24 protein-coding genes and 1 riboswitch are annotated in these 25086 nt (G+C 36.2%); of the genes, 20 read left to right on the plus strand and 4 right to left on the minus strand.

Annotation, left to right across the window (positions count from 1 at the left end):
* The 4 genes from V6S17_RS02835 to V6S17_RS02850 are packed head-to-tail and all read left to right on the plus strand — an operon-like array spanning position 1 to position 3176.
* On the plus strand, positions 1-408 hold the full coding sequence (locus V6S17_RS02835; RefSeq protein ID WP_069124588.1) for a YutD family protein: 408 nt from the start codon (positions 1-3) through the stop codon (positions 406-408).
* Positions 395-1159: a TIGR01457 family HAD-type hydrolase gene (locus V6S17_RS02840; RefSeq protein ID WP_029090711.1), complete on the plus strand. Its 765-nt coding sequence runs from the start codon at positions 395-397 to the stop codon at positions 1157-1159. The genes V6S17_RS02835 and V6S17_RS02840 overlap by 14 nt, the downstream gene beginning before the upstream one ends.
* A gap of 1 nt (position 1160) precedes the next feature.
* The gene (locus V6S17_RS02845) at positions 1161-2390 is read left to right on the plus strand and encodes a CynX/NimT family MFS transporter (protein ID WP_036026764.1); all 1230 of its coding nucleotides are present in this window, start codon (positions 1161-1163) and stop codon (positions 2388-2390) included.
* A 3-nt stretch (positions 2391-2393) separates the two neighbouring features.
* Entirely contained in the window at positions 2394-3176 is a 783-nt protein-coding gene (locus tag V6S17_RS02850; protein WP_029090710.1) for an alpha/beta hydrolase, read from the plus strand.
* Between the two features lie 224 nt (positions 3177-3400).
* On the opposite strand, the gene V6S17_RS02855 is transcribed toward V6S17_RS02850, so the two are convergent.
* On the minus strand, positions 3401-4618 hold the full coding sequence (locus V6S17_RS02855) for an MFS transporter (protein ID WP_029090709.1): 1218 nt from the start codon (positions 4616-4618) through the stop codon (positions 3401-3403).
* A gap of 137 nt (positions 4619-4755) precedes the next feature.
* Here V6S17_RS02855 and V6S17_RS02860 point away from each other — a divergent pair, with 137 nt between their 5' ends.
* The 6 genes from V6S17_RS02860 (at position 4756) to V6S17_RS02885 (ending at position 11044) form a co-directional block, all read left to right on the plus strand.
* Positions 4756-4902 (plus strand): hypothetical protein, encoded by a 147-nt coding sequence (locus V6S17_RS02860; protein ID WP_154657727.1) that lies wholly within the window; start codon positions 4756-4758, stop codon positions 4900-4902.
* Between the two features lie 211 nt (positions 4903-5113).
* Positions 5114-5860, plus strand: a complete 747-nt coding sequence (locus V6S17_RS02865; protein WP_029090708.1) for a DeoR/GlpR family DNA-binding transcription regulator — start codon at positions 5114-5116, stop codon at positions 5858-5860.
* A 2-nt stretch (positions 5861-5862) separates the two neighbouring features.
* Entirely contained in the window at positions 5863-6786 is a 924-nt protein-coding gene (gene pfkB / locus V6S17_RS02870; RefSeq protein WP_029090707.1) for a 1-phosphofructokinase, read from the plus strand.
* Between the two features lies 1 nt (position 6787).
* On the plus strand, positions 6788-8674 hold the full coding sequence (locus tag V6S17_RS02875; protein WP_029090706.1) for a PTS fructose transporter subunit IIABC: 1887 nt from the start codon (positions 6788-6790) through the stop codon (positions 8672-8674).
* Positions 8675-8849: 175 nt separating this feature from the next.
* Positions 8850-9707 carry a Cof-type HAD-IIB family hydrolase gene (locus tag V6S17_RS02880; protein WP_029090705.1) on the plus strand — a complete coding sequence of 286 codons (858 nt, stop codon included), beginning with the start codon at positions 8850-8852 and terminating at the stop codon, positions 9705-9707.
* 41 nt (positions 9708-9748) lie between these two features.
* Positions 9749-11044, plus strand: coding sequence for a hemolysin family protein (locus V6S17_RS02885; RefSeq protein WP_029090704.1), 1296 nt, complete (start codon positions 9749-9751; stop codon positions 11042-11044).
* A gap of 158 nt (positions 11045-11202) precedes the next feature.
* Here the strand turns inward: V6S17_RS02885 and metX are convergent, their stop codons facing one another.
* Positions 11203-12306: a homoserine O-acetyltransferase MetX gene (gene metX, locus V6S17_RS02890; protein WP_029090703.1), complete on the minus strand. Its 1104-nt coding sequence runs from the start codon at positions 12304-12306 to the stop codon at positions 11203-11205.
* An 85-nt stretch (positions 12307-12391) separates the two neighbouring features.
* Positions 12392-12493, minus strand: a riboswitch (SAM riboswitch).
* Positions 12494-12641: 148 nt separating this feature from the next.
* Between metX and V6S17_RS02895 the strand changes: the two genes are divergently transcribed.
* Genes V6S17_RS02895 through V6S17_RS02905 form a run of 3 tightly spaced genes read left to right on the plus strand, consistent with a single transcriptional unit; the run spans position 12642 to position 15573 of the window.
* On the plus strand, positions 12642-13373 hold the full coding sequence (locus tag V6S17_RS02895) for a (Fe-S)-binding protein (RefSeq protein ID WP_029090702.1): 732 nt from the start codon (positions 12642-12644) through the stop codon (positions 13371-13373).
* 18 nt (positions 13374-13391) lie between these two features.
* The gene (locus V6S17_RS02900; protein WP_029090701.1) at positions 13392-14876 is read left to right on the plus strand and encodes a LutB/LldF family L-lactate oxidation iron-sulfur protein; all 1485 of its coding nucleotides are present in this window, start codon (positions 13392-13394) and stop codon (positions 14874-14876) included.
* On the plus strand, positions 14860-15573 hold the full coding sequence (locus tag V6S17_RS02905) for a LutC/YkgG family protein (RefSeq protein WP_036026763.1): 714 nt from the start codon (positions 14860-14862) through the stop codon (positions 15571-15573). The genes V6S17_RS02900 and V6S17_RS02905 overlap by 17 nt, the downstream gene beginning before the upstream one ends.
* A gap of 45 nt (positions 15574-15618) precedes the next feature.
* Here the strand turns inward: V6S17_RS02905 and V6S17_RS02910 are convergent, their stop codons facing one another.
* The gene (locus V6S17_RS02910; RefSeq protein WP_029090699.1) at positions 15619-16692 is read right to left on the minus strand and encodes a threonine aldolase family protein; all 1074 of its coding nucleotides are present in this window, start codon (positions 16690-16692) and stop codon (positions 15619-15621) included.
* Positions 16693-16831: 139 nt separating this feature from the next.
* Between V6S17_RS02910 and V6S17_RS02915 the strand changes: the two genes are divergently transcribed.
* Positions 16832-18901: a Na+/H+ antiporter gene (locus tag V6S17_RS02915; RefSeq protein ID WP_029090698.1), complete on the plus strand. Its 2070-nt coding sequence runs from the start codon at positions 16832-16834 to the stop codon at positions 18899-18901.
* A gap of 103 nt (positions 18902-19004) precedes the next feature.
* Here V6S17_RS02915 and V6S17_RS02920 read toward each other — a convergent pair whose 3' ends face one another.
* Positions 19005-19637 (minus strand): NAD(P)-dependent oxidoreductase, encoded by a 633-nt coding sequence (locus tag V6S17_RS02920; protein WP_029090697.1) that lies wholly within the window; start codon positions 19635-19637, stop codon positions 19005-19007.
* A gap of 311 nt (positions 19638-19948) precedes the next feature.
* Here V6S17_RS02920 and V6S17_RS02925 point away from each other — a divergent pair, with 311 nt between their 5' ends.
* The 6 genes from V6S17_RS02925 to V6S17_RS02950 are packed head-to-tail and all read left to right on the plus strand — an operon-like array spanning position 19949 to position 25034.
* Positions 19949-20491 (plus strand): helix-turn-helix domain-containing protein, encoded by a 543-nt coding sequence (locus V6S17_RS02925; protein WP_029090696.1) that lies wholly within the window; start codon positions 19949-19951, stop codon positions 20489-20491.
* Between the two features lie 12 nt (positions 20492-20503).
* The gene (locus V6S17_RS02930) at positions 20504-21592 is read left to right on the plus strand and encodes an ABC transporter ATP-binding protein (RefSeq protein WP_029090695.1); all 1089 of its coding nucleotides are present in this window, start codon (positions 20504-20506) and stop codon (positions 21590-21592) included.
* A gap of 2 nt (positions 21593-21594) precedes the next feature.
* Complete coding sequence (locus tag V6S17_RS02935) at positions 21595-22404, plus strand: ABC transporter permease (protein WP_029090694.1); 810 nt, start codon at positions 21595-21597, stop codon at positions 22402-22404.
* Positions 22401-23198, plus strand: a complete 798-nt coding sequence (locus V6S17_RS02940) for an ABC transporter permease (protein ID WP_029090693.1) — start codon at positions 22401-22403, stop codon at positions 23196-23198. The genes V6S17_RS02935 and V6S17_RS02940 overlap by 4 nt, the downstream gene beginning before the upstream one ends.
* Positions 23195-24268, plus strand: a complete 1074-nt coding sequence (locus V6S17_RS02945) for an ABC transporter substrate-binding protein (RefSeq protein ID WP_029090692.1) — start codon at positions 23195-23197, stop codon at positions 24266-24268. The genes V6S17_RS02940 and V6S17_RS02945 overlap by 4 nt, the downstream gene beginning before the upstream one ends.
* A gap of 55 nt (positions 24269-24323) precedes the next feature.
* On the plus strand, positions 24324-25034 hold the full coding sequence (locus V6S17_RS02950) for a carbonic anhydrase (protein ID WP_036026761.1): 711 nt from the start codon (positions 24324-24326) through the stop codon (positions 25032-25034).
* The last annotated feature ends 52 nt before the right edge of the window (positions 25035-25086 follow it).

A 25086-nucleotide genomic window follows, 5' to 3' on the forward strand; every position in this document is an offset into this window, starting at 1 on the left:
ATGTTGATGATTAATGGTCAACCTTACGAGATTGCACGTGACTATCGTGAAGGTTTTCAAGAAGAAATATTTTTCGAGCGATATAGCGAAGTCCTGAAAAAATACGATTATATCGTGGGTGATTGGGGTTTTGAGAAGTTGCGTTTAAAAGGTTTTTTTGAAGATAGTAACAAAAAAGCTAATTTTGATGCGCGTATCAGTACGTTAAATGATTATTTGTATGAGTATTGTAATTTTGGTTGTGCGTACTTTGTTTTGAAAAAGTTACCGATGTCAATGGCACCAGCATTACCAACCGAAGGTGTTGCAGAAACTCAATTAGAGCAACCGACAGAAATAACAAGTCATTCAGTCGAAGAAGTTACGGATACTAAACAAGGAGATGTTGAGAGCAATGACAGAGTATAAGGCATATTTATTTGATTTAGACGGCACAATTTATCATGGAGGCAAACCAATACCAGAAGCTGTAACAATGGTTAATCATTTAGCAGATAAAGGTATTCCTTATGTTTTTGTGACAAACAACTCAACAACATCACCACAACAAGTGGCAGAACGTTTGCAAAAAATGGGCATTCCAGCAGAAGCAAAAGATGTGGTGACATCATCACAAGCAACCGTTCATTATTTAAATGAACAAGGTTGTGGAAAAGCGATGTACACGATTGGACAAGCTGGTTTGTTCAAGGAATTAGAAGCGGCAGGCTATCAACAAACTGAGGAACAACCGGATGTTGTCATTATTGGAATGAATCCAGAAGTTACTTATAAAGAATTGGCACATGCAACATTAGCGATTGCTAAAGGTGCGTTATTTATCTCAACTAATCCTGACAAGGCGCTGCCGATGGAAATAGGTTTAATGCCAGGAAACGGTGCTCTAACTGCTTTTGTAGCAACAGCAACGAGTCAGGAACCTACATTTATAGGTAAACCATTTCCAACATTGATGCATCTAGCGTTAGACCGATTAAAACTGACAAAAGACGAAGTTTTAATGGTTGGTGACAATTATTTAACGGATATTTCAGCGGGCATCAACAGTGACATCGATACTCTCTTAGTTTTATCAGGCTTCACACAACGAGCTGATTTAGAAACGGTTGAGAAACAACCGACTTATATTGTGAATTCACTCTCAGATTGGAAGGTTTAAAATGAAAGAGTCAATCAAAAACCAGCCGAAACAATATTTGCTGTTATTAGCAATTTTTGTTTTGGCAATGAACTTAAGAGCACCCATCACGCTTTTGGGTCCACTAACAAATGAAATTAAAGCGGATTTAAATATTTCGGCAACTGTTGCTGGTTTAATTACAACATTACCTGTATTAGCATTTGCGATTATTTCACCGTTTATATCACGCATTGGTAATCGTTTTGGTATGAAAAAAGTATTGTTCTTATCTATCGTATTTTTACTAATTGCTAGTATTGTCCGTTTATTTGGCGGAGTAAATATCTTTTTAATTGGAACATTTTTTGTAGGAATGTCGATTGCGTTTGCAAATGTGTTATTGCCAGCGCTAATCAAAATGGATTTTCCATTACGTATCGGATATATGACTGGATTATATACATTATTTATGAATATTACAGCCGCTATCGCATCAGGTACAAGTGTTCCTGTATCCGCAGGTCTTGGTTTAGGATGGAAGATGACAGCCGGAATATGGGCGCTTGTAGCGTTCGCAGCATTGGTTTTATGGATACCACAAATGCTCTTAAAACCAGAAGCACCGAAAGTTGCTTTGAAAACAGAGACAACGCCAGCTGTTAAAGTCAATATGTGGAAAAATCCATTGGCATGGTCAGTGACCGTCTTCTTCGGGATTCAGTCACTCTCATTTTACAGTATGGTGGCATGGTTACCAACAATGCTCAGCAATAATGGTATGGATCCAGCAACAGCAGGATGGGTATTGTTTGTTGTACAAATGGCTCAACTACCTGCATCATTTGGTGTTGCACTATTATCTGACCGCTTAAAAAACCAAAGTAGTTTGGTTTGGATTGGTGGGGGTGCCTTCTTCATCGGGTTCAGTGGATTGATTTACAGCATCTCACAACAGAGTTTCACTTTTGTATGGATCTCAGCAATCGCGATTGGTATAGCTGGTGGACTTACCTTCGGATTATCAATGATGTTATACAATTTAAAAACAGATACTGTGCGTGAGGCGTCTGACTTAGCGGGTATGTCACAAGCTGTCGGTTATCTGTTTGCCGCTATGGGGCCAACATTATTTGGACTTTTACATGATGTTACAGGCTCATGGGTATCAGTATTATATGTATTGTTAGCATCAGTATTTGTTATTGTTGGATTTGGATTATTTGCATCACAACATAAAAAAGTTAGCTTTTATAGCAACAGAAAGGAATAGCAAATGGAAAAAGTCACTTTCACAACAGCAAATCAATCAAAATTAATCGGTTATTGGTATCAAGGTGTCAATGATACAGCGGTTATTTTATCGCATGGTTTTGTTTCAAATAAAACATCAAGCAATCGCTTTACACGTATTGCGGAACGTTATAATCAATTAGGTTTTACTGTTCTCACGTTTGATTTTGGTGGATGTGGCGAATCTCCAGATGCTGTCATTACCTTAAATCAATTTATAGCAGATTTAGAAGCAGCGAAACGATTTACACGTTCACGAGGTTATCGAAAGTTAATGTTATATGGTCATAGTTTAGGCGGTTTAGTGACTTTAAATGCACTTGATGATGATGTGTTGGCGGTGGTTTTGACAGGACCTGTTACGGGTTCTGTTCCCTTTAAAGAAATATCTCAGTTGGATGATGAGCAGAAAGCATCATTGGAGGAAAAAGGTTTTTACTACGAAATTTTACCAAACGATCCTTGGCGTGAAAAAATGTGCGTCAGTCAATCACTCGTCGATACATTCGAAAATGTTAATCAAGATAAATTATGGCGTGATGTGAAAATGCCTGTTCTAATTATTCATGGGACACAAGCAGAAGAAAAGGTACTTAAACAGAGTAGCGAACGTGTGAAAGATATTTTACCAGAAGGCTCACGTATGGTTATTATAGAAGGTGCCGATCACGGTTTCTTTGAGCAGTTCGATGACATTGAACGAATGGTTGTCAAATGGCTTATTGCACATACTCGTCACAATGCTCGGACGTTTACAACTGTTTAATTCAATCATATTAAAAATAGGCGTGTCTCCTTTTTTATTAGAGGAGATACGCTTATTTTTTTGTTAGCTATTAAAAAAAGATGAAATATCTTGAGAGAGGTCAGTTGAAAGTAGCGGTTTCTAGACGGATTTTAAAGATAGTGAGTATGTTGTTTTTGAAATCCAAATCTTTTTTATTATCAGCTAAATTACGCTTTCCAATGATTTGATTTAGGAGTAAAGGTTTATTTTTCATTATTTTTATCCTTTCTATTTAAAATTAGAATAAGAGTTAAAATAAAAACGCCAAATAAAATAAAAACAAAATAATCAGTGAAATAAAGAATGAGAGTACTGGCTAGAAGTGTTCCAATCGGAATCGTTAATTCTAAGAGCGTATAGTAAACAGTTGTTAAAGCGCCAATTGTCTCTTGAACAGCATGTCGTTGAACATAGGCATATGATAGCGGTTCAATAATACTGTTTATAAATGACAGTAATGAGCCTATAATAATAAAACTGATTAAAGTGAAAGTGATGGAAGAGGATAAAAATAAAAAAATACCGAGTAGAAGAAAGGTAAAACCAAAAATTATAAGAGCAGATTTAATTAATTTGAGCGAATGGCGTGAATGAGTAAAAAAAGGTAAAATACTGCCGAAAACAGCAACAATTCCTATGATAGAGGTGATTATACCAAATGTGAGGGGATGAATTTGATAATGTTCCAATAGAAGAAAAGGGTACAATACTTGATAACTTGCCATAAAAAAACTGAAGATAAGCATTAACCAAAAGACATTGGTAATAACGGTTTGGTGAAACAATAATTTAAAACTGTTAGAAAAGCTATTAGTAGCGGAGACTGTTGATTTTTTTGGTTGAACGAAGCGAGAAAAATTCATACTAAGAATGAGTAAAAAAGGGAGTAAAGTTAATAAAAAAGCGAAGAGAGACAATAACTTTATCCCATAAAAATTCCATAAAAAGGCTGCGAGGGCAGGTTGAACAATGACGAGTAGTGAAAATGTTCCTTGCTCGACAGCGCTAGCTTTTTCAAGGTTTTTTTCACCAACAAGGGCGAGGTTGCTAGCGAGAAAGGATAAGTTAAACATTCTAATGAAAATCCCCGTATTTCCCAAGTGAAAAATAGCGATGAGTGTAAAAGGCAGAGCAGTAAAATAAAGTAATAAAGTAAAGAGCAGTGCGCTAAGGGCAATGCCTGTTATCCCAAGTAAAGCCAGTTTTTTTTTTGGATAATGATCAATCACTTTCAATAGAACGCTTGCAACAAGTAAACCAGTGAGCGGCCCAATTACTAATCCAAGACCAAAGCTAATACTACTGCCTGTTCGTTTAAGAAATTCGAGGCTGATAGCAAAATTGGTCAAACCGTTAGCTAAGAGCAAACAAAAAAGAGTGATACCTGTTTTTAACAATTGCAAAGTGATAATGTTTTTCATATATAATTATGACCTCCTTAGGAATTAACTAATTAGGGTAGCTGCTTAAATGAAACCCGAGAAAAAGATTGACTATTCTGATAATTAATCGTATCATATATTTAATAAAGTAAATAGCTTTACGTGGAGGTGAGGAAATGATTATTTTGGCATCTGAATTGGCTGAAGCGCTCATTGCTAATAAATCATCACAAATGAATTCTGATTTTTGGAGAAGTTATCAGGAAGTATATACAGAATTTGTTTTGACAGACTCAGATAAAGTAGAAAAGAAAGACTTTTAAATAAAGCCGTCTATTAGAGTAAAAAGCTAATAGACGGTTTTTTTTGACTGTTAATGAACGAATTATCATTAGAAAATAAGTGCGGCTTTTTTTAGTTTGAAATCTAAATATGTCAATAATGATAACGTTTTCAATTATATGACTGTTTTTGGAAGAAAATACTTGTTTTTGACTGTTCTTGTGTTAGAATAAAAGCGAGCGGAGGGATATTATGTTAACAGAAGAAAGACACCAACGAATCATTGCCTTAATCGAACAACAAGGGATTGTGAAATTAAATGAACTTGTAACTGCATTAGGAGCTTCTGAATCGACCATTCGTAGAGATTTAAGTGAATTGGAAGAAAAAACGTTACTGAAACGCATTCACGGTGGTGCTACCCGTTTTTACGAACCGCAGAAAGAATTAGATATGATTGAGAAAGCTGATAAACAGGTCAGTCAAAAATTACGTATTGCTCAAGAAGCCGCTTGCCTGATTAAAAATGATGAATGTATTTATATTGATGCAGGTACCACAACGCTGGCGATGATTCATTTTATTACCGCTGAAAATGTTACAGTGGTTACCAATGGCTTACCACATTCGTTAGCGTTAGCGAAACGTAACATTACAACGTATACGATTGGTGGAAAAGTAAAAATGAGTACTTTGGCAGCTGTTGGAGCGATAGCTTCTGAAACAATCCAAGGTTATCATTTTGATCGAGCGTTTATTGGAGCTAACGGCATTGATGCAGAAAAAGGTTATACAACACCTGATCCAGATGAAGCTCAAATTAAACGTTTAGGTATTAATTTGGCAAATATTGCTTATATTCTAGCAGATAGCAGTAAAATTAACCGTAGTTTCTTTTCAAAAATATGTGATAGTGGGGATGCGACCCTTATCACGAATCAGTTAACAGCTGATGAACGTGCACGTTTATCGCAAAAAATAACAATAATCGAGGGATAATTATGATTTATACTGTTACTCTTAATCCGGCAATTGATTATATTGTCGAAGTCAACGATTTAAAAATGGGTGAAGTTAATCGCATGAGCAATGATATTAAATTACCTGGTGGTAAAGGTATTAATGTGTCACGTGTATTGAATGCATTAAACGTGGAAAATCATGCATTAGGATTTTTAGGTGGGTTCACAGGTGAATTTATCAAACAAACATTGAATGATTTTGGAATTGCGAATGAATTTGTTCAAATTGCAGATGATACGCGAATTAATGTAAAACTTAAAGCAACTGAAGAAACTGAAATAAATGGTCAAGGACCAGCGATTACGGCAGAAGAAGCAGCACGTTTTTTTGCTCAAATTAAGAACTTACAAGCAGGAGATATTGTTATCTTATCAGGTAGCGTGCCACCAGCATTAGGTAATGATTTTTATGAAAAAATTATTGCGATGTGCCAAGAAGTAAAAGCTGAATTTGTGATTGATACAACGGGGGAAGCATTAGAACGTGCGTTAGCTCACCATCCGTTATTAGTAAAACCGAATCATCATGAGCTAGCAGATTTGTTTAATGTGGAATTAAAAACAAAAGCAGACATTATTAAGTACGGTCATAAATTGTTAGAACGAGGCGCTAAAAACGTATTGGTATCAATGGCGGGAGACGGCGCGGTTTTCATTACTAATGAAGGTATTTTTGAAAGTAATGTGCCAATGGGAACAGTCAAAAACTCAGTCGGTGCGGGTGATTCAATGATTGGTGGTTTTGTAGGTGCTTATGTACAGTCAGGTGATCTATTGAAAGCTTTCCAAACAGGTGTAGCAACTGGTAGTGCTACAGCGTTCTCTTACGATATTGCTACCCGTGAAGAAATCGATGCTTTGATTCCGACAGTGAATGTAACAGAAGTAAAAGGAGGGAAATAGAATGAAAATTTCAGAATTAATGTTACCACAAGTAATGGTGATGGATATGACAGCGACAACGAAAGAAGCAGCATTGGATGAATTAATTGCCAGTTTAGACAAAGCAGGACGTATTGATGATGTTGCTTTATTCAAAAAAATGATTTTAGAACGAGAGGCACAATCTAGTACAGGTATCGGTGAAGGCGTTGCGATGCCACATGCTAAAACAGAAGCAGTTTCTCAACCGACAGTTGTATTCGGTAAAAGTAAAACAGGTGTGGATTTTGACTCACTTGATGGCGCACCTGCACGACTGTTCTTCATGATAGCAGCACCTGCGAGTGGTGCGGATCTACATTTACAAACGATTGCAGCATTATCGCGTTTATTAATCGACGCTGATTTCATTGAAAAATTAGAAGCGACAACAACACCTGAAGAAGTCGTTGCTTTGTTTGATGCAAAACAAGCAGAACAAGAAGTACCAGCCTCACCAACTGTAGAAAAAGCAAAAGCAAGTAAATTTGTTGTTGCAGTTACAGCTTGTCCAAATGGTATTGCTCATACTTATATGTCTGAAGATGCTTTGCTTAAAAAAGGGGCAGAATTAGGTATTGAAATACGCGTTGAGACAAACGGCTCTGAAGGCGCTAAAAATGTGTTAACTGCTCAAGAAATTGCGCGTGCAGATGGTGTTATTATTGCAGCTGATAAAAAAGTTGAAATGGACCGTTTTGATGGTAAACCATTATTGAAACGTCCGGTAACTGATGGTTTCCGTAAAGCGGAAGAATTAGTGACACGTGCTTCTGTGGGTGATGCACCGATATTCCATGGTAGCGGATCAACAGAAACAAGCAACTCAAAAGAAAATGATGAATCAATCGGTAGCCGTATCTATAAAGATTTAATGAATGGGATTTCACATATGTTGCCATTCGTTATCGGTGGCGGTATTCTACTCGCACTATCGTTTATCTTCGAAAACAATTTTGGAACAGACAACACTATTTATAAATTACTTTCAACAATTTCAGGTGGAGAAACAGGTGCGTTCCTCTTCTTAATGCCTATTTTAGCTGGTTTTATTGCGATGAGTATTGCTGATCGTCCTGGTTTAATGCCTGGTATGGTCGGTGGTTTGATGGCAGTACATGCTAACGCAGGTTTTCTAGGTGCATTAGCTGCAGGTTTCCTTGCCGGTTATGTTGTTTTAATGTTACGTAAAGCTTTTGTTCACTTACCAAAAGTATTAGATGGTGTGAAACCTATGTTACTTTATCCAATTTTTGGTCTCCTTATCACTGGTGGGATCATGTACTATCTCTTCGATCCATTATTCGGTGGTTTAAATAAAATATTAACAACGTGGTTAGATACAATGGGAACGGGGAACGCAATTTTACTAGGCGTTGTTCTCGGTGGAATGATGGCAATTGATATGGGTGGTCCATTTAACAAAGTAGCCTATGCCTTCTCAATTGGTGTCTTTACAACAAGTGGTAACACAAACGGTTTAATGATGGCGGCTGTAATGGCTGGTGGTATGGTACCTCCATTTGCAACAGCTTTAGCTTCAACATTCTTTAAAAATAAATTCACAAGCGAAGAACGTAAAGCAGGTATTTCAAACTATGTATTAGGTGCAACCTTTATTACAGAAGGTGCGATTCCATTTGCAGCAGCTGATCCAATCCGCGTGATTGTTTCAAGTGTTATTGGTGCCGCAATTGCTGGAGGTTTAACACAAGTATGGGCGATTAACTTCCCAGCACCACACGGTGGTTTTATATTAGCAGCATTAGCAAACCATCCATGGTTGTTTGTCTTAGCTGTGTTAATCGGTTCTGTCGTTTCAGCTATTATCCTCGGATTATGGAAGAAACCAGTCACAGCCGGAAAATAAGTAAGCAAAAACAGTATGTTGACTTTAAAGTCAACGTGCTGTTTTTTTGTTAAATTATGGATGAATAATGAAAGATAATCGTATCTTAGTGAAGAAAAATAAGACGTTGAATCATCCGTGTACTATTTGTGTTATTCTAATAAGACAGTAATTAATTACAGAAGGGTGAGTATAAATGAATATAGAAAAAATTAAAGTGATTTTTGTCGATCTAGATGGTACATTATTAAACAATGAAAATACAGCAAGCGAGCGTTCGTTAAACTATTTAATGGCATTAAAAGAGCGAGGATACCATGTTTTTATCTGTACGGGTCGTACGATTGAAGAGATGAAAGGGGCTTTTCCAATTCCATTTGAACCAACAGGAATGGTAACAACCAATGGGATGGCAGTTTATTTAGATGGTAAACTTGTAGAAAAAAACGCGTTAACAAAAGAGCTTGTTAATGAACTCGTTGATCGTTCGCGTGAGGTGAATATGTATTATGAATTAAACCCAATCGCTGGAAAACGTCGCATTTATAAAGAAGATGAACAATGGGTACGTCAACATGTACTGAGCGGGCAACCGGCTTCAGTTGAAGATGGTGAATTTTTATCGCGTGAAAATGCAATGAAAGATGGCGTCATTGATTGGATTGAGGCTTCAGAACATGATGATATCGCTAAAATTTATTTTTATAACGGAGATCCGGAAGAAATCGAACGTTTTAACGAAGGACTAACAGCGTTAGGAAAAGTGCAACCTTTTGCTAATTTTTCATCATCGCTTAACAATATTGAAGTGATTGTAGAAAATATCTCTAAAGCATCGGGTATTCGATATGTTCTTAACCATTATCACTTAAAACCAGAAAATATTTTGGTGTTTGGTGATAGCTACAATGATGTACCAATGTTTGAGTTAGCAGGAAATGCTGTTGCTATGCAAAATGCAGTGCCAGAAATTAAAGCATTAGCAACGGATGTTAACCCTTATTCAAATGAAGAAGATGGCGTGTATCTTTATCTATCTAATTTGCTCAAGTAAAATAGCAGTAATTTAATATAATTGAAAGAAGGCTATTTATCATGGATATTATCAATTCTATTCTAGTGATTGTTTTGATTTTAATTACAGGTTTTTTTGTTGCTGCCGAGTTTGCTATTGTTGCTTTAAAGCCTACAAAAGTGCGTGAGTTAGAAGAATCAGGTAATAAAAATGCGAAATATGTTAAAATTATCACTTCACGGATGAATGATTACCTTGCTGCTTGTCAGTTAGGCAATACACTAGCAGCATTAGCAATTGGTTGGTTAGGAGAAGCGACCATGCATAAATGGTTGCAACCCTTATTTGATATCTTACCTTTGAATGCCACGATAGAACGACCAGTCACTGTAGCGATTTCATTTTTAATGATTACATATGTTAACGTTGTTGTAGGTGAATTAGCACCTAAAACACTCTCGATTCAAGCTGCAGACAAAACGGCATTATTTGTCGCACGTCCGCTAATAATCTGGTATTATGCCATGTATCCATTTAACTGGTTATTGAATGAGTCAGCAAATATGATTGCACGCCTTTTTGGTGTGAAACGTAATGCAGAGATAGATAATGGTGTAACACCGACTGAATTGAAAATTATTTTAAATGACAGTTATCGTCAAGGTATTGTAAATCCGATGGAATATCAATACGTACAAAACATCTTTAAATTAGATGATTTGCAGGTTCAAGAAATTATGATTCCTCGAAAAGAAGTAGAAGCAATTAATGCGGAACAAACGATTCAAGAGTTAATCGAAATGTTTAAAATTCATCCATTTGATAATTATTTAGTAGTTAGCAACAATGATAAAGATGACGTGCAAGGTATCTTACATGCTAAAACAATTATTTCACAAATGGCGAACGATCAAAACATTTTTGAAAGAACAGTGGCGTCACTGATGATCGATGCCATGAAAATTTTTGAGGGGACGCATTTACAAGATGTCTTACAGCAGATGCGTCAACAACAACAAAATTTTGCCGTTGTCACTGATGAGTACGGTGGGACTAGCGGTATAGTTACATTGGAAGATATACTGGAAGTCATTGTCGGTGATTTAGATGGTCTTAATGAATCAGGGCAAATTCGTCATTTAGCGCCCGATCATTACATGATTCCAGGTGATACGTCGTTAAGTGAGGTCGATGAATTACTAAATACAGAGTTAGCCAATCATTTAGTTTATACGCTAGCTGGTTGGGTACTTTATACGAATTTTGCTATTACAGAAGGCGAGTCGATTGTAGAAGATGGCTATCAGTTTACAGTTGTTAGTATGTCGCAACAAGCAATTCAGCTAGTTGAAGTAAAGAAAGTGAAAAAACACTAATCTAGGTCGTTACTCCTCGTTCATTCAGGATTTCATATTTATAAGTACACGCACCACCACTCATCGTGCCTACTATCGCAGCGTTTTTCTTCAGTCTCATCACATTTTGGATGAGTAATTTAAAATTTATAAAAGAATATTATTGCTGAAACAAGTCCCTAACTAGCAGGACTTGTTTTTTTTATTTTTGCAAGAAATTGTGAAACAAGTGGACTGATTTTAGCTGATTCAATCAAAAAGGCATCATGCCCATAAATTGAACTTAATTCATGATAGGTAACGGGTACGTTGTTAGCTTCAAGAATTGTTCGAGCAAAGCGACATTGTTCAATTTTAAAAAGCTGATCTTCTTTGAAGGCAATATAAAGATAGGGTGTGCGCACAGTGGCAATCGAAGTGCTTTTTTGATTAGGAGAAACAGCATCAAATAAATCGATCATACGTGTCAGGTATAAAAAACTGAGTGCGTCAAAACGTTGGATAAATTTTTCACCCTGATAATTAAGGTACGATTCAACATCAAATAACTGGTGCCAACTTTCAGTGGTTGTTGTGTTTTCATTAAGAGGGGCCATACTAAATTGCGTATCCAACATCCGATCTGTACGGTAGGTTAACATCGCTAACATTCTAGCATGTGCTAGCATTGGTGGTTGTTCTGTATAGCGTCCCTTTTTAAACTGAGGATCAGATAGGATGAGCTGACGCATCACATGATTAAAACCAACATTTTCAGGACTTGAGGCAAGTGGTGATGCAAGATTAATTACTCCCGAGATGAAGTCCGGATAATCAATTGCCCATTGAGTGGCTTGAATCCCTCCCATTGATCCACCGACAACGCAAAAAAGATGATCAATACCCAGCTGTGAAAGTAACTCTTTTTGAACACGGACCATATCACTTGCATGGATTGTTGGAAAATCAAGCAAGTAAGGTTGATTGGTTTCAGGATTAAACGATTGTGGTCCAGTCGAGCCATAACAGCCGCCTAAAACATTAATGCATATTAAAAAATAAGTATCTGTATCTAACATTTTACCTGCACCAACAAAGTCATCCCACCAGCCTTCTTGATCGTCGTCACTATGTTTCGCAACATGGGCATCCCCAGTCAAGGCATGTGTAATAAGGATGGCATTACTTGAATTTTTGTTTAAAGAGCCATATGTTTCATAGGCAACCGTAATGTTTTTTAATTGTACGTGTGATGCAAGATTTAAAGGTTTATCAGTAAATAGAACCATTTCTTTACGATGCATATGTCATCCCCCTTAAGAAAATAAAAAACGCTTAACTACAATGTCAAAATAGACAAAGAGTTAAACGTTGAATGTTAACGTTCAGCACTTATCTGTCAGTAATGACTGTTGGATGTAGCACCGTGAACAATCGTTCCGGTTGCTAAGGTATCAGCGGGCCAAGTCCCTCCACCTTTCTGGATAAGTAGATTCAATTAACATTTATTATGATTGATTGCACAACAGTTGTCAATCTTCATTTTTTTTAGACTAGTAATAGAAATTAGTTTTAAAAAAAGTTATACTAGAGTAATAGGATAAAGACACAAACAAAACAGAGAAAAGAGGCTAAAACTGTGAAAGTGACTATTTTTTCAACTTGTTTAGTAGACATGATGTTCCCAGAAGTAGGAAAAGCAATGGTAGAAGTACTGGAACGCTTTGGTTGTAAAACTGATTTACCAGGATCGCAAATTTGTTGCGGTCAACCTACTTATAACAGCGGTTATCATAAAGACAGCCGTGCTTCAATGATTAATCAGATGAAGGCGTTTAAAAACGCAGAATACGTTGTCGGACCCTCAGGTTCGTGCGTAGCAATGTTAAAAGAATATAAAGAGATATTTAAAGATGATGAAATTTACCGTGATGAAGCGGCAGCGTTGCATGACAAGACATATGAATTCACACAATTTATTGTTAACGTACTAGGTATTACAAATGTGGGTGCTCATTTAGAAGGTAAAGCAACTTACCATCGCTCATGTCACATGACGCGTTTGTTAGGAGAAAAGAAAGCACCGTATCAATTATTAGATGAAGTCGAAGGGTTAGAAATGATTCCACTAGCACACATTGAAAACTGTTGTGGTTTTGGAGGGACATTCTCTGTTAAAATGCCTGATATCTCAGAACAAATGGTGACTGAAAAAGTAGAGGATATTGTTAACACAGGTGCTGAAATTTTAATCAGTGCAGATATGGGTTGTTTAATGAATATTGGTGGGAAGTTTAATCGTGATGGTAAACGTATCCGCATTATGCATATCGCCGAAGTCTTAAACAATGATGTAAAAGTGAAAGCTTAAACGAAGGGAGCTATCAAAATGCCGATTTCAACAAGTGATAAGTCTTTTAAAGAACGAATTGATAAAGCAAAAGAAGATACATTTATGCAACGAGCAGTTGAAAAATCTCAAGATGGTCAATGGGAAAAACGTGAAGGTTCCCGTGAACGTATTGGTAACTGGGAACAATGGCGTGAGTTAGGCGAACAAATTCGCCAACATACGATTACTCATTTAGATTATTATTTAGAACAATTTAGTGATAATGTTGCCAAGCGAGGCGGTCATGTTTTTTTTGCTGAAACAGCCGAAGATGCTAGCAATTATATCGAAAAAGTCATCGAAGAAAAAAAGGCAAAAAAAATTGTTAAAGCCAAATCAATGGTAACAGAAGAGATTGGCATGAATGAAATGATTCGCGAATTATCACATATTGAATTTTTCGAATCAGATTTAGCTGAATTTATATTACAAGAAGACGATTGGGATGCTCCTTCTCATATTGTTTTCCCAGATATTCATAAAAATAGACAACAAATAAGAAAAGTTTTCCATGAAAAACTGGGCTATGATGGTGATGATAATCCTCAACGAATGGCGCGTTTTGTTCGTGGTATTTTGCGTAAACATTTTTTAGAAGCAGATATCGGTATTACAGGTTGTAACTTTGCGATTGCTAACTCAGGTCAAGTGAACCTGGTTACCAATGAGGGAAATGCGGATTTGGTAGAAAGCATTCCTAAAACGCAAATTGTGGTGATGGGGATGGAACGTATTGTCCCAAATATCGAAGATGCAGAAGTATTAGATAATCTGCTTGCGAGAAGTGCTGTCGGACAAGATTTAACAACCTATATCACGTTTGCTGGGCCAAAATTAGCAGATGAAAATGATGGTCCTGAGGATTTTCACGTTGTTATTGTTGATAACGGACGCTCAAAAGTGTTAGGAACTGAATTTCAATCAATCTTACAATGTATTCGTTGTGGTGCCTGTTTAAATGTTTGTCCTGTTTATCGTCATATCGGCGGTCATGGATATGGATCAATTTATCCAGGACCAGTAGGCGCGATTCTTTCACCGATTATTGGTGGTTATGAAGAGTTTAAAGAGCTCCCATTTGCATCCAGCTTATGTGGTGCATGTACAGATACTTGTCCCGTGAAAATCCCACTGCATAATTTATTGATTGAACACCGTCGTGTTTTAACGGATGATAAGAAAATAATGCATGGTTTTAATGATGTACAGATGCGTGCGGTAGCATTAGGAACAGCAAAACCATTCCTTTTTAAATCAGCGCTGAAAGTAGCACATTTTGGATCGGGAATTTTAACGAGTCATGATCCTGTCTCAGCGATTAATTTTTCAACAAACGGTGTCATAAAAAAAGGACCTGGAATGGTTAAAGGTTGGACAGATGTTCGCGATATGACCCGTCCGGTTAAAGAAAAAGATAATTTCCGTACATGGTTTAAAACCCGAGAGAAACAAAGAGGTGAAAATAATGACGCAAATTCATAATCGTGATAAATTTTTAGATGGTTTAGCAGAAAAATTGGGACGCCCACGCATACGTGAGGATGTACCGCATTTTGAACCAGTGAATAATTTATCGCAAACACAACTAGCAGATAAAACACAGGATGAATTATTAGCGATTTTAACAGCTAAATGCGAAACATTACTAGCAGATGTTGTTTTAACAGCTCCAGATGATTTACGTGAAACATTGCTGAAAGTTACAAATGCATACGGTAATCAGACGGTAATGATTTCAGATGATGAGCGTTTTGCAGCTAATGGATTAGCTGATTTAGCAGCAGGTGAATGGCCAGAAGCGACTGTTACAAAATGGTTGCCAGGAGATGAACATCGCGAAACTAATATTACCAATGCTTCGAACGCTAACATTGGGATTGTTTTCGGTGATTATTTATTGGCAGAATCCGGATCAGTTGCGGTTGAAACAACACCTGGTCAAGGTCGTGCATTGCACTTTTTACCCGTTCATTACATTGCAATCACTCCCAAAAGTCAATTGGTTCCCCGTATTACACAAGCCGCAAAAGAGTATAATCGACGTATTGTTGCTGGAGAACGTGTCGGATCAGTCATTAATATTATTTCTGGTCCATCGAACTCAGCTGATATTGAATCGATTTTAGTAGTAGGTGTACACGGTCCTTTAAAAGTGACCTATATTATTATTGAAGATTAGAAAAACGCTTATCACTGATGCTTTTCGCAGTGATGAGCGTTCTTTTTAAGTAAGTAATTTGTTTAATTCAGTGAAAAATAAATTCAAGTCAGAAGGACTTATTTCTGCGAACGCATCACCAAAATTTAGCTCGAATGAGCATTCTGTGACGTTTATAGGGCGAAGATAATTGGCTAAGCCAATATTTGTTTTCTCATACAAGGCTATTAGAAGCGAGGTCATTTCATCAATTGGTTTGTGAAAATGAATATGAAACATATTAGAAACAGGTACTTGGGGTACTGTGGTTATTGAGGGACATTCATTCAATAACACGGCTACTTTTTTTGCGGCTTCATAATAAAGCTCCATTTTATTTACGCGTAAATCAAAATAATAGTCAGCTGGAATAATATAGGGGTAGAGACTGATTAAGTTCCCACCGTATCTTTTTTTCCAAGTCATTGCTTTATCAATAAAGTCTTGATCACCTGCTAAAATTGCACCAGCGATACTCCCGATCCCTTTATAAAAAGAAACATAAACGCTATCAAAGAGTGCAACAATTTGAGATGCTTCTTTTTTATAATAAGGTAAAATTTCTAACAAGCGAGCGCCATCTAGATGTAAACGGATGTCGTGTGTTTTACAGAAAGCGGCAATACGTTCCAGTTCGTCAAATTTTGGCAGTTGTCCGCCGATTTCACGTTGTGGCAATTCTAATAAAATCGCAGCTACATGTTCTTTTAAACTTTGTATGGCAGTTAAATCAACGATATGATCTTTGTCGGCTAATAAAATTGTTTCGATATGATGCAGTTCTTTTAAACCATCAGACTCATGGATTTCGAGGTGACTTAAAGGATGATAGGCAACTTTATTAAGCGCTTTGTCATCGCAATGAATGCGAAGGGCAATTTGTTGAGCCATGGTACCACTTGGGAAAAAGAGTGCGGCCTCTTTACCTAAAAAACGAGCCATCTTTGTTTCAAATGCAGTGATTATTTCACCGTTACCATACATGTCAGCAGGTGTATTATCCGGTATATTTTGAAACGCTTTGTTTAATAAAGCGACTTCACGTTTACCATGATTTCCAAATTGAAAAGTCGTTTTTTCATAAGCTGTTTTTAATGTCATATTAGTGTCCTCGCATTCTTTTTTTTAAGTATATCATTGAAGTAAAAAAGGGTGTTAAGTATCTGGTCATAATATTAGACTAAACATTAATTTTTATGAGATAATAACAATAGAATTTATTACTTTAGGAGTGGGTATCGTGGCAATATTTGATTTTATCCTGGTAATGTTAATCATTATCGGATTATCCCACGTCATTAACCGTTTTATTCCATTTGTGTCTGTACCTTTGATACAAATTGCTTTAGGAGCGGTGCTTTCATTTATTCCTTCACTTTGGCATTTAGAACTTAATCCTGAATTATTTTTAGTATTATTTATCGCACCTTTACTGTTTAATGATGGTAAACGTGTGAACAGTGGAGCTCTTTGGAATATTAGAATTCCAATTATATTGTTAGCAGTGGGACTCGTGTTTGTAACAACGTTTGCTGTTGGTTATTTTATTCATTGGATGATACCAACAATTCCATACCCAGCAGCTTTTGCACTTGCAGCGATTTTATCGCCAACAGATGCGGTAGCAGTTGGTTCTTTATCTGATCGTATTAAACTTCCGAAAAACATCATGCAGTTATTAGAGGGTGAAGCCTTGATGAATGATGCATCGGGATTAGTTGCCTTTAAGATGGCAATTGCAGCCATGGTAACAGGAACTTTTTCAATTTGGAACGCTGCAGGTAATTTTGTAGTAGTGTCAGTTGGTGGGTTAATTGTTGGTGCATTGGCGGCTTTTCTAATTTTAAGAATGCGACATTTATTACGTCGTTTTGGGATGGAAGATGTTACAATCCATCTCCTTATGCAAATTGTGACGCCGTTCCTAATCTATTTACTTGCTGAAGAAATAGGTGTTTCAGGTATCCTTGCTGTAGTTATGGGTGGGGTTGTACATGGAATGGAGAAAAAAAGCGTTAACACACAAGTGGTGAAATTAAATTTGGTTTCATCAAGTACGTGGGATATTATTGTTTTTATATTAAATGGTTTAGTGTTTGTTATTTTAGGTTCACAAATACCTGATATTTTGAAAAGCATCTGGGAAGATTCAGCTATCTCAAATGAGCGAGTAATGTTATATATTGGTATTTTATATGTTATTTTAATTGTTTTACGATTTGTGTGGGTTTTCAGCTCATGGGCAATTCCACGAATACTCAACGAGAAAAAACGTAATGAGGATGATACAACTGTTAAAGAACAACTAGAATCGAGCGCAATTATCTCTATCGCAGGTGTACGTGGAGCCGTTACCTTAGCTGGTTCGATGTCTATACCATTTGTACTTGCAAGTGGCGATGCATTTCCAGAGCGGTCCTTGATTATATTTTTAGCAGCGGGTGTTATTCTGGTCTCCTTAATTATTTCGAATGTACTCTTGCCGATTTTATTGAAAGAAGATGCCGTCCATCAAGAAGGCGAAACAATTGAAGAAATGGAAGCGCGTTTGCAAATTGATATTTTCAGAGATGTTATTCGAGAATTAGAGTCTGAACCGGAACCTGAAATAAAAGCTGCCGTTCATGTTGTAATTGAGGAATATCGTACAGCTATCCGAAGAGTTCAGCGTGGACAAATCGTTAATGAGTACGGTATTCAAATGACGAACGAAGAAAAAAATCTCCGTTTGGATGTTTTACGAATTCAAGAAGAAGTTTTGATACGATATGTTCATGAAGAAAAAATCAAAAAATTGATTGCGTACAGACTTTCAGAAACGATTCAAGCAACGAAAACACGAATCGAAAAACGTGTAAGGACACGCATGCGTTATTACTTCTTAAGTATTGTTCGTTTTCTGATGCAATGGCGAACAACTCGTCGCAAAGTAGCAACGGGTGATAAAAAGAAATTTTCACCAGAGGATTTACAATCTATTAAAGATTGGCGTGAGGAAAGTTGCTTAAAGGCGATGAAGTATTTAGCTAATATTGCAACGCCAGAAAATCAACGTATTGTTAATTCATTAAAAAGTGAACAAGCAATGATTCTTAGCCGATTGAAAAATCAAACAGGTGCATTAAAGCATAGTGCTGATTTTGAAATGGTTAAAAATGATATTCGTATTCGTGCTTTGCAAGCTGAACGTGATTCTCTTCAAAAATATTATGAAGAAGGTCGTATTTCCCGAGAAATGGCACATGATATTCGTCAAAATATTAACTTTATGGAAACATACCTATTAGATAGTCAATCACCAGAGGACTAGCGATAATTAAATAACTAAAAGAAGCGTTACTGCATTTGCAGTAACGCTTCTTTTTTTGACTCAATATACGGTATTACGAGATTATATTATTAGTATGTTTTTATTAATTTTTTTCAGCTACGACAGTAAAGCGCTCATTCAAATGTTTACCAGCAAGTGCTTCATCAATAATCGCAATTGCATAATCAGCATAACTGATATAACTTTCGTTTGCTTTATTTGCTAATAAATGATCTTTTCCTGTGACATATTTACCTGTACGATTCCCTGCTGCATCGAAGAATGCTGATGGGCTTAAGAATGTCCAATGAATTGAAGAGGCTTGTAAATCTTCTAAGTTAAGACCTTGGTTAGTTGCTGTAGGTAAAAATTCTTTCGGGAAATCGGGTGTATCCATTACACGAGTGATTTTTTCAGGATCAACATAAAGGCTACCGGCACCACCCACAACAATTAAACGTGTGTCAGTATCTTTGAAAATTTTAATTAAATGACGGCCAGCTTTAACATGTAATTCTTCTTCACCAGGAAGGGTTCCAAATGCATTTATGACAACGTCAAACTGTGAAATATCCTCAGTTGTTAAGTCGAAAACTTCTTTTTCGATAATTGTTACGGGTTGTGAAATTTTTCCTTTGTCACGAACAATTGCAGTCACGCTAATATCACGCTTTAGAGCTTCGTTTAAAATAAATTGCCCTGCTTTACCACTTGCACCAATAATACCTAATTTCATAAGAATAGCCTCCAATAGTTTTATTTTTTATCTATGTAACCAGTATAGTTACAATTCTGAAAAAGGTCAAGAAAAAAGCTTTGAAAAGGATTGATTTTAGAAAAAAAAAGAGTATAATTATTTTGTTAGTAAACTTGAAGTTTACTCAAACTAAACTTCGTGATAAGTATCGATGCGATTCATTTTAATGTGAAAACTGAAAATAAGAGACTCATTATTATGAAAGATACTCAAAGAAACGAGCAGTAATTATATAAACCTAAAAATAAAAAATCGAATGTGATACAACATGAAAGAGAGGCATTAAAACAATGGATATTGGGAGTAAATTGAAAAACCTCCGTTTAAAAAAAGGATTAACTCAGGAAGAATTAGCTGAGCGAACTGATTTATCAAAAGGTTACATTTCGCAGATAGAACATGAAAGTAGCTCGCCATCAATGGAAACTTTTTTTGATATCTTAGAAGTTCTGGGCGTGACACCTCAAAGTTTTTTTGATGCGAAAGCTCAAGAACAAAAAATCGTTTATGATGTGACAGAACACACGCACTATGAAGACACTGAAAAAGGTTATCGTTTACAGTGGCTGGTACCTGAATCTAATGAAAAAGAAATGGAACCAGTTATTGTTACTTTTAGTAATGATGGTAGCTATAAACAGTTTGAACCGTCTTTATCAGAAACCTTTGGTTATTGTCTCGCAGGTGAAGTCGTTCTGGAGTTCGGAAAACAAACGCATGTTATTAAGCAAGGTGAAGCGCTCTATTATCAAGCTTCTGAACCACATCGGATATATAACGGTAGCAAAGCAGAAAGTACGATTATACTAGTAGCGACAGAGTCATATTTATAAAGGAGTGTCAAAATGGCAGAGAAAATTATTGAATTTAAAGATGTAACAAAAACATATGAAGATACAGTTGTACTTAAAAATATGAATTTCTCAATCGAAAAAGGAAAGTTTTACACATTGTTAGGACCTTCTGGTTGTGGTAAAACAACGATTTTACAATTAATTGCTGGTTTTACAGATATAACAGCAGGCAGTATTTTATTGAATGGTAAAAAAATTGATCATTTACCACCAAATAAACGTCCTATCAATACCGTTTTTCAGGATTATGCGTTATTCCCGCATCTTAATGTATTTGAAAATGTAGCATTTGGGTTACGTTTGAAAAAAACACCAGAAAAGGTAATTGTTCAAAAAGTTGAAGAAGCTTTAACAATGATGAATTTAACTGGTTTTACAGAACGTGAAATTACAGCAATGAGTGGTGGACAACGTCAACGTGTTGCGATTGCACGTGCTATTGTAAATGAACCGGATATTATCTTGTTGGATGAACCCTTGTCTGCTTTGGATTTGAAATTACGTGTAGCGATGCAAAATGAGTTACGTCAATTACAACGTCGTTTAGGTATCACGTTTATTTTTGTTACACACGATCAAGAAGAAGCTTTGGCAATGTCAGATGAAATTTTTGTATTAAACGAAGGTGAGATTCAACAAAGCGGTACACCAATAGATATATATGATGAACCAATCAATCGTTTTGTTGCTGATTTTATCGGAGAATCGAATATTATCGCAGGTGAAATGTTAGCAGATTTTAGTGTATCTTTTGCAGGTAAAGTATTTGAATGTGTTGACCAAGGTTTGCAAAAAAATGAAGTGGTTGATATTGTCATCCGTCCTGAGGATTTAGTGTTAACGTCGGTTGCAGAAGGTAAATTACAAGTAACGGTACAATCACAATTATTCCGCGGCGTTCATTATGAAATTTTCGCTGTTGATAGTGAAGGTAATGACTGGTTGGTACATTCAACTACCAAATCAGTGGTTGGTGAACAGATTGGTCTACAATTCAGTCCTGAAAATATCCATGTCATGGGGCTAGCTGAAACTGAAGCTGATTTTGATAAACGCCTTGAAGCATACAGTGAGGTGTGAAAATGAATAAAATATCGAGACGCTTATACTCTATCCCTTATTTTTTATGGATTGTTCTTTTTGTTGTATTACCCGTTTTGCTGGTCGCTTACTATTCGTTTTTTGATGTTAGCGGAAATTTCACATTCGATAACTACCGACGCTTTTTAACACCAGTCTATTTGAAAATGACAGTCAGTTCTTTTTGGTATGCTTTTTTGGTGACATTTTTCTGTTTGGCAGTTGCTTATCCGACAGCCTATCTACTGACTTATACTAAACATAAACAACTGTGGTTACTATTAATTATTTTACCAACTTGGATTAATTTACTTCTTAAAACATACGCGTTTATTGGACTTTTTGGAGCATATGGGCCAGTGAATGAATTTTTTGGCTTTATTGGTATCGGAGCCCAAAATTTGTTATTCACTGATTTTAGTTATGTTTTTGTTACAACATATATCTTTATACCTTTCATGATTATGCCGATTTTTAATTCTTTAGAGGAAATGAATATTTCTTTGATTCGTGCTTCGCGTGATTTAGGTGCATCGAGTACACAAACATTTAAACGCGTTATTTTACCGTTGACAATGGATGGTGTAAAAGCAGGCTGCCAGGCTGTGTTCATTCCAGCTTTATCTCTTTTCATGATTACACGCCTTATTTCAGGGAATCGTGTGGTGACATTAGGAACAGCAATCGAACAACATTTCCTTGTGACACAGGACTGGGGTATGGGGTCGACCATTGCAGTTGTATTAATTATTGCAATGGGGATTATTATGTATGCGACAGGTGAGCGTAAGCAGAAAGGGGGAGGCAAATGAAAAAGAGCTTGAAGTGGGGGAATGTATACCTTGTGGTTGTTTTTGCAATCCTCTATATCCCAATTCTCTATATGGCATTGTTTTCATTTAACAAAGCAGGAACAATGGTTAATTTTGAAGGCTTTACTTTAAAATATTACGCAGAGGTTTTTAAAGACCAACGCTTGATTATGATTGTGCTTGATACCTTTGCTATAGCGTTATTATCATCGACTATTGCTGTTGTAATAGGTGTTTTTGGAGCTTTAGCAATTCGTTATGCTCCGAAGCGTCAGTATAAAAATAGTATCTTAACGTTAAACAACGTTCTTATTGTCAGCCCAGATGTTATTATTGGTGCATCCTTCTTAATTTTATTTACCATGATTGGTTTAAAATTAGGTTTCGCATCAGTATTAATTGCACACATTGCTTTTAGCGTACCAATTGTTGTGCTGATGGTTTTACCGAAATTGAATGAAATGAGCCCTTCGTTAGTTAGAGCGGCACAAGATTTAGGTGCAAATCAATGGCAAGTGTTAACAAAAGTGATTCTACCATCTCTTACACCAGGGATTTTTGCCGGTTTTTTCATGGCATTGACTTACTCTCTAGATGATTTTGCTGTTACTTTTTTCGTCACAGGAAATGGTTTTTCAACACTTGGAGTTGAAATATATTCGCGAGCAAGAACAGGTGTATCGCTTTCTATCAATGCTATTTCAACCATTTTATTTGTGATTACATTAGCATTAGTTTTAGGGTATTATGCGATTAGTAGTAAAGAGAAAAAGAAACAAGGGGTGACAAAATGAAACGATTAGTGTACTTTTTCACTTCAATTTTGATTGTCGCTTTTGTCATTTTAGGAATTGCATTTAAAATGAACCAAAATGGCGGTAATACAGCTGGAAATACGTTGACAATTTACAATTGGGGAGACTATATTGACCCTGATTTAATAAAAAAATTCGAAAAAGAAACCAAAATACATGTTAGTTATCAAACGTTCGATAGTAATGAAGCGATGATGACTAAGATTGAACAAGGCGGAACAAATTTTGATCTAATTGTTCCTTCTGACTATACAATTTCAAAAATGAAAAAAGCGAATCTACTTGAAAAATTAGATCAAAGTAAGGTTCCGAATGTAAAATACCTCGACAAGCACTTTGTTAATTTAAGTTATGATGAAGGTAACCATTATTCGATTCCTTATTTTTGGGGAACTGTGGGCATCCTCTATAATAGCGAGATGTTGAATGGTATGAAAATAAAGAGTTGGAAAGATCTTTACCAACCTGAATTAAAGCATGAAATTATGTTAGTAGATGGCAGCCGTGAGGTAATGGGTATGGGCTTAAATACTTTGGGCTACTCACTTAACGATGTTAATCATCAACATTTACAAGAGGCAAAACGAAAATTACAAGAGCTGATGCCTAATGTAAAAGCAATCGTTGGTGATGAAATTAAATTAATGATTGAAAATAATGAGTCATCAGTTGGTGTAGTATGGTCAGGAGAAGCTGCTAACATTGTTCAAGAAAATCCGGCTTTGGATTATGTCATTCCTTCTGAAGGGACCAACTTATGGTTTGATACGATGGCGATACCGAAAAGTGCAAAAAATAAAGAGGCTGCTTATAAATTTATGAACTTTATGTTGGACCCCAAAAATGCAGCAATAAATGCTGAATATGTAGGTTATTCTACACCTGTTGCATCTGCGATGAAGTATTTACCAAAAGAAGTTGCTAATGATAAACGCTTTTATCCAAACCTCAATAATACCAAAGGGTTAGAGGTTTATGATGACTTAGGTAAAAAGAATTTATCCTATTATAATGAGTTATATTTACAACTAAAAATGTCAAAACGGTGACAAAAAGGGAAATTAATATTATAATAATGAGAATAACTTTTTTAGGGGGTTGACTATGGGGATAGCATTAACAAAACAATGGACATATAAAGATGATGGAACAGGTCCAGAACATTGGTGTGATTTATGTGAGGCGTTTGCGATTGCAAAAACGGGGCGTGCTCAATCACCTATTAATATCAATGTTGGTGAAACGGCACTTACAACTGAATTATTACCATTAACCTATCATTATAAAAAAACAGAATTTGATTGTGTGATGACTGAAGCAAAAGTCTTCCATGCATATCCAAAGACAGACGATAATTTTATCACATATAACGGTTTAAAATACCACTTAACAAATTGGCACATGCATATGCCGAGCGAGCATCAAGTGAATGGTGGCGTTTATCCATTAGAGGGTCACTTAGTGCATACCAATGATCAGGGCGGAATTGTCGTCATGGCTTTCTTCTTTGAAATAGGTGAAGAGGATAACAAGGAATTGAAAGGATTGCCAGAAACATGGCTACGTGCGCGTGATAAAGGGGAAACAGGCGCATGGACATTTAATCCAATCGATTTTTTAGGTAAAGAACGCAAAAATGCTTTTGTGTATGAAGGTTCACTTACAACACCTCCAACATTAGAATGTGTGACTTGGATGGTTTGGCAAAAACCAATTACACTAGGAAAAAAACAAGCAGTTAATTTATACGATTTATTATACGGCACTATACGACCTGTTCAGCCATTGAATGGTCGAAAGGTAACTCTTTATTAGGATAGCAATAAAAGTGATTTAAGGCCTCGCTGAGTGAGTTTAAGTGAGGGTG

The sequence above is a fragment of the Brochothrix thermosphacta DSM 20171 = FSL F6-1036 genome, from assembly GCF_036884295.1.
GTDB classification, from domain to species: Bacteria; Bacillota; Bacilli; order Lactobacillales; family Listeriaceae; genus Brochothrix; species Brochothrix thermosphacta.

Excerpts from the sequence above, each read along its gene's own strand:
- V6S17_RS02835 (WP_069124588.1), top strand. The coding sequence starts at position 1 with ATGTTGATGATTAATGGTCAACCTTACGAGATTGCACGTGACTATCGT.
- V6S17_RS02840 (WP_029090711.1), top strand. The coding sequence starts at position 395 with ATGACAGAGTATAAGGCATATTTATTTGATTTAGACGGCACAATTTAT.
- V6S17_RS02845 (WP_036026764.1), top strand. The coding sequence starts at position 1,161 with ATGAAAGAGTCAATCAAAAACCAGCCGAAACAATATTTGCTGTTATTA.
- V6S17_RS02850 (WP_029090710.1), top strand. The coding sequence starts at position 2,394 with ATGGAAAAAGTCACTTTCACAACAGCAAATCAATCAAAATTAATCGGT.
- V6S17_RS02855 (WP_029090709.1), bottom strand. The coding sequence starts at position 4,618 with ATGAAAAACATTATCACTTTGCAATTGTTAAAAACAGGTATCACTCTT.
- V6S17_RS02860 (WP_154657727.1), top strand. The coding sequence starts at position 4,756 with ATGATTATTTTGGCATCTGAATTGGCTGAAGCGCTCATTGCTAATAAA.
- V6S17_RS02865 (WP_029090708.1), top strand. The coding sequence starts at position 5,114 with ATGTTAACAGAAGAAAGACACCAACGAATCATTGCCTTAATCGAACAA.
- pfkB (WP_029090707.1), top strand. The coding sequence starts at position 5,863 with ATGATTTATACTGTTACTCTTAATCCGGCAATTGATTATATTGTCGAA.
- V6S17_RS02875 (WP_029090706.1), top strand. The coding sequence starts at position 6,788 with ATGAAAATTTCAGAATTAATGTTACCACAAGTAATGGTGATGGATATG.
- V6S17_RS02880 (WP_029090705.1), top strand. The coding sequence starts at position 8,850 with ATGAATATAGAAAAAATTAAAGTGATTTTTGTCGATCTAGATGGTACA.
- V6S17_RS02885 (WP_029090704.1), top strand. The coding sequence starts at position 9,749 with ATGGATATTATCAATTCTATTCTAGTGATTGTTTTGATTTTAATTACA.
- metX (WP_029090703.1), bottom strand. The coding sequence starts at position 12,306 with ATGCATCGTAAAGAAATGGTTCTATTTACTGATAAACCTTTAAATCTT.
- V6S17_RS02900 (WP_029090701.1), top strand. The coding sequence starts at position 13,392 with ATGCCGATTTCAACAAGTGATAAGTCTTTTAAAGAACGAATTGATAAA.
- V6S17_RS02905 (WP_036026763.1), top strand. The coding sequence starts at position 14,860 with ATGACGCAAATTCATAATCGTGATAAATTTTTAGATGGTTTAGCAGAA.
- V6S17_RS02910 (WP_029090699.1), bottom strand. The coding sequence starts at position 16,692 with ATGACATTAAAAACAGCTTATGAAAAAACGACTTTTCAATTTGGAAAT.
- V6S17_RS02920 (WP_029090697.1), bottom strand. The coding sequence starts at position 19,637 with ATGAAATTAGGTATTATTGGTGCAAGTGGTAAAGCAGGGCAATTTATT.
- V6S17_RS02925 (WP_029090696.1), top strand. The coding sequence starts at position 19,949 with ATGGATATTGGGAGTAAATTGAAAAACCTCCGTTTAAAAAAAGGATTA.
- V6S17_RS02930 (WP_029090695.1), top strand. The coding sequence starts at position 20,504 with ATGGCAGAGAAAATTATTGAATTTAAAGATGTAACAAAAACATATGAA.
- V6S17_RS02935 (WP_029090694.1), top strand. The coding sequence starts at position 21,595 with ATGAATAAAATATCGAGACGCTTATACTCTATCCCTTATTTTTTATGG.
- V6S17_RS02940 (WP_029090693.1), top strand. The coding sequence starts at position 22,401 with ATGAAAAAGAGCTTGAAGTGGGGGAATGTATACCTTGTGGTTGTTTTT.
- V6S17_RS02945 (WP_029090692.1), top strand. The coding sequence starts at position 23,195 with ATGAAACGATTAGTGTACTTTTTCACTTCAATTTTGATTGTCGCTTTT.
- V6S17_RS02950 (WP_036026761.1), top strand. The coding sequence starts at position 24,324 with ATGGGGATAGCATTAACAAAACAATGGACATATAAAGATGATGGAACA.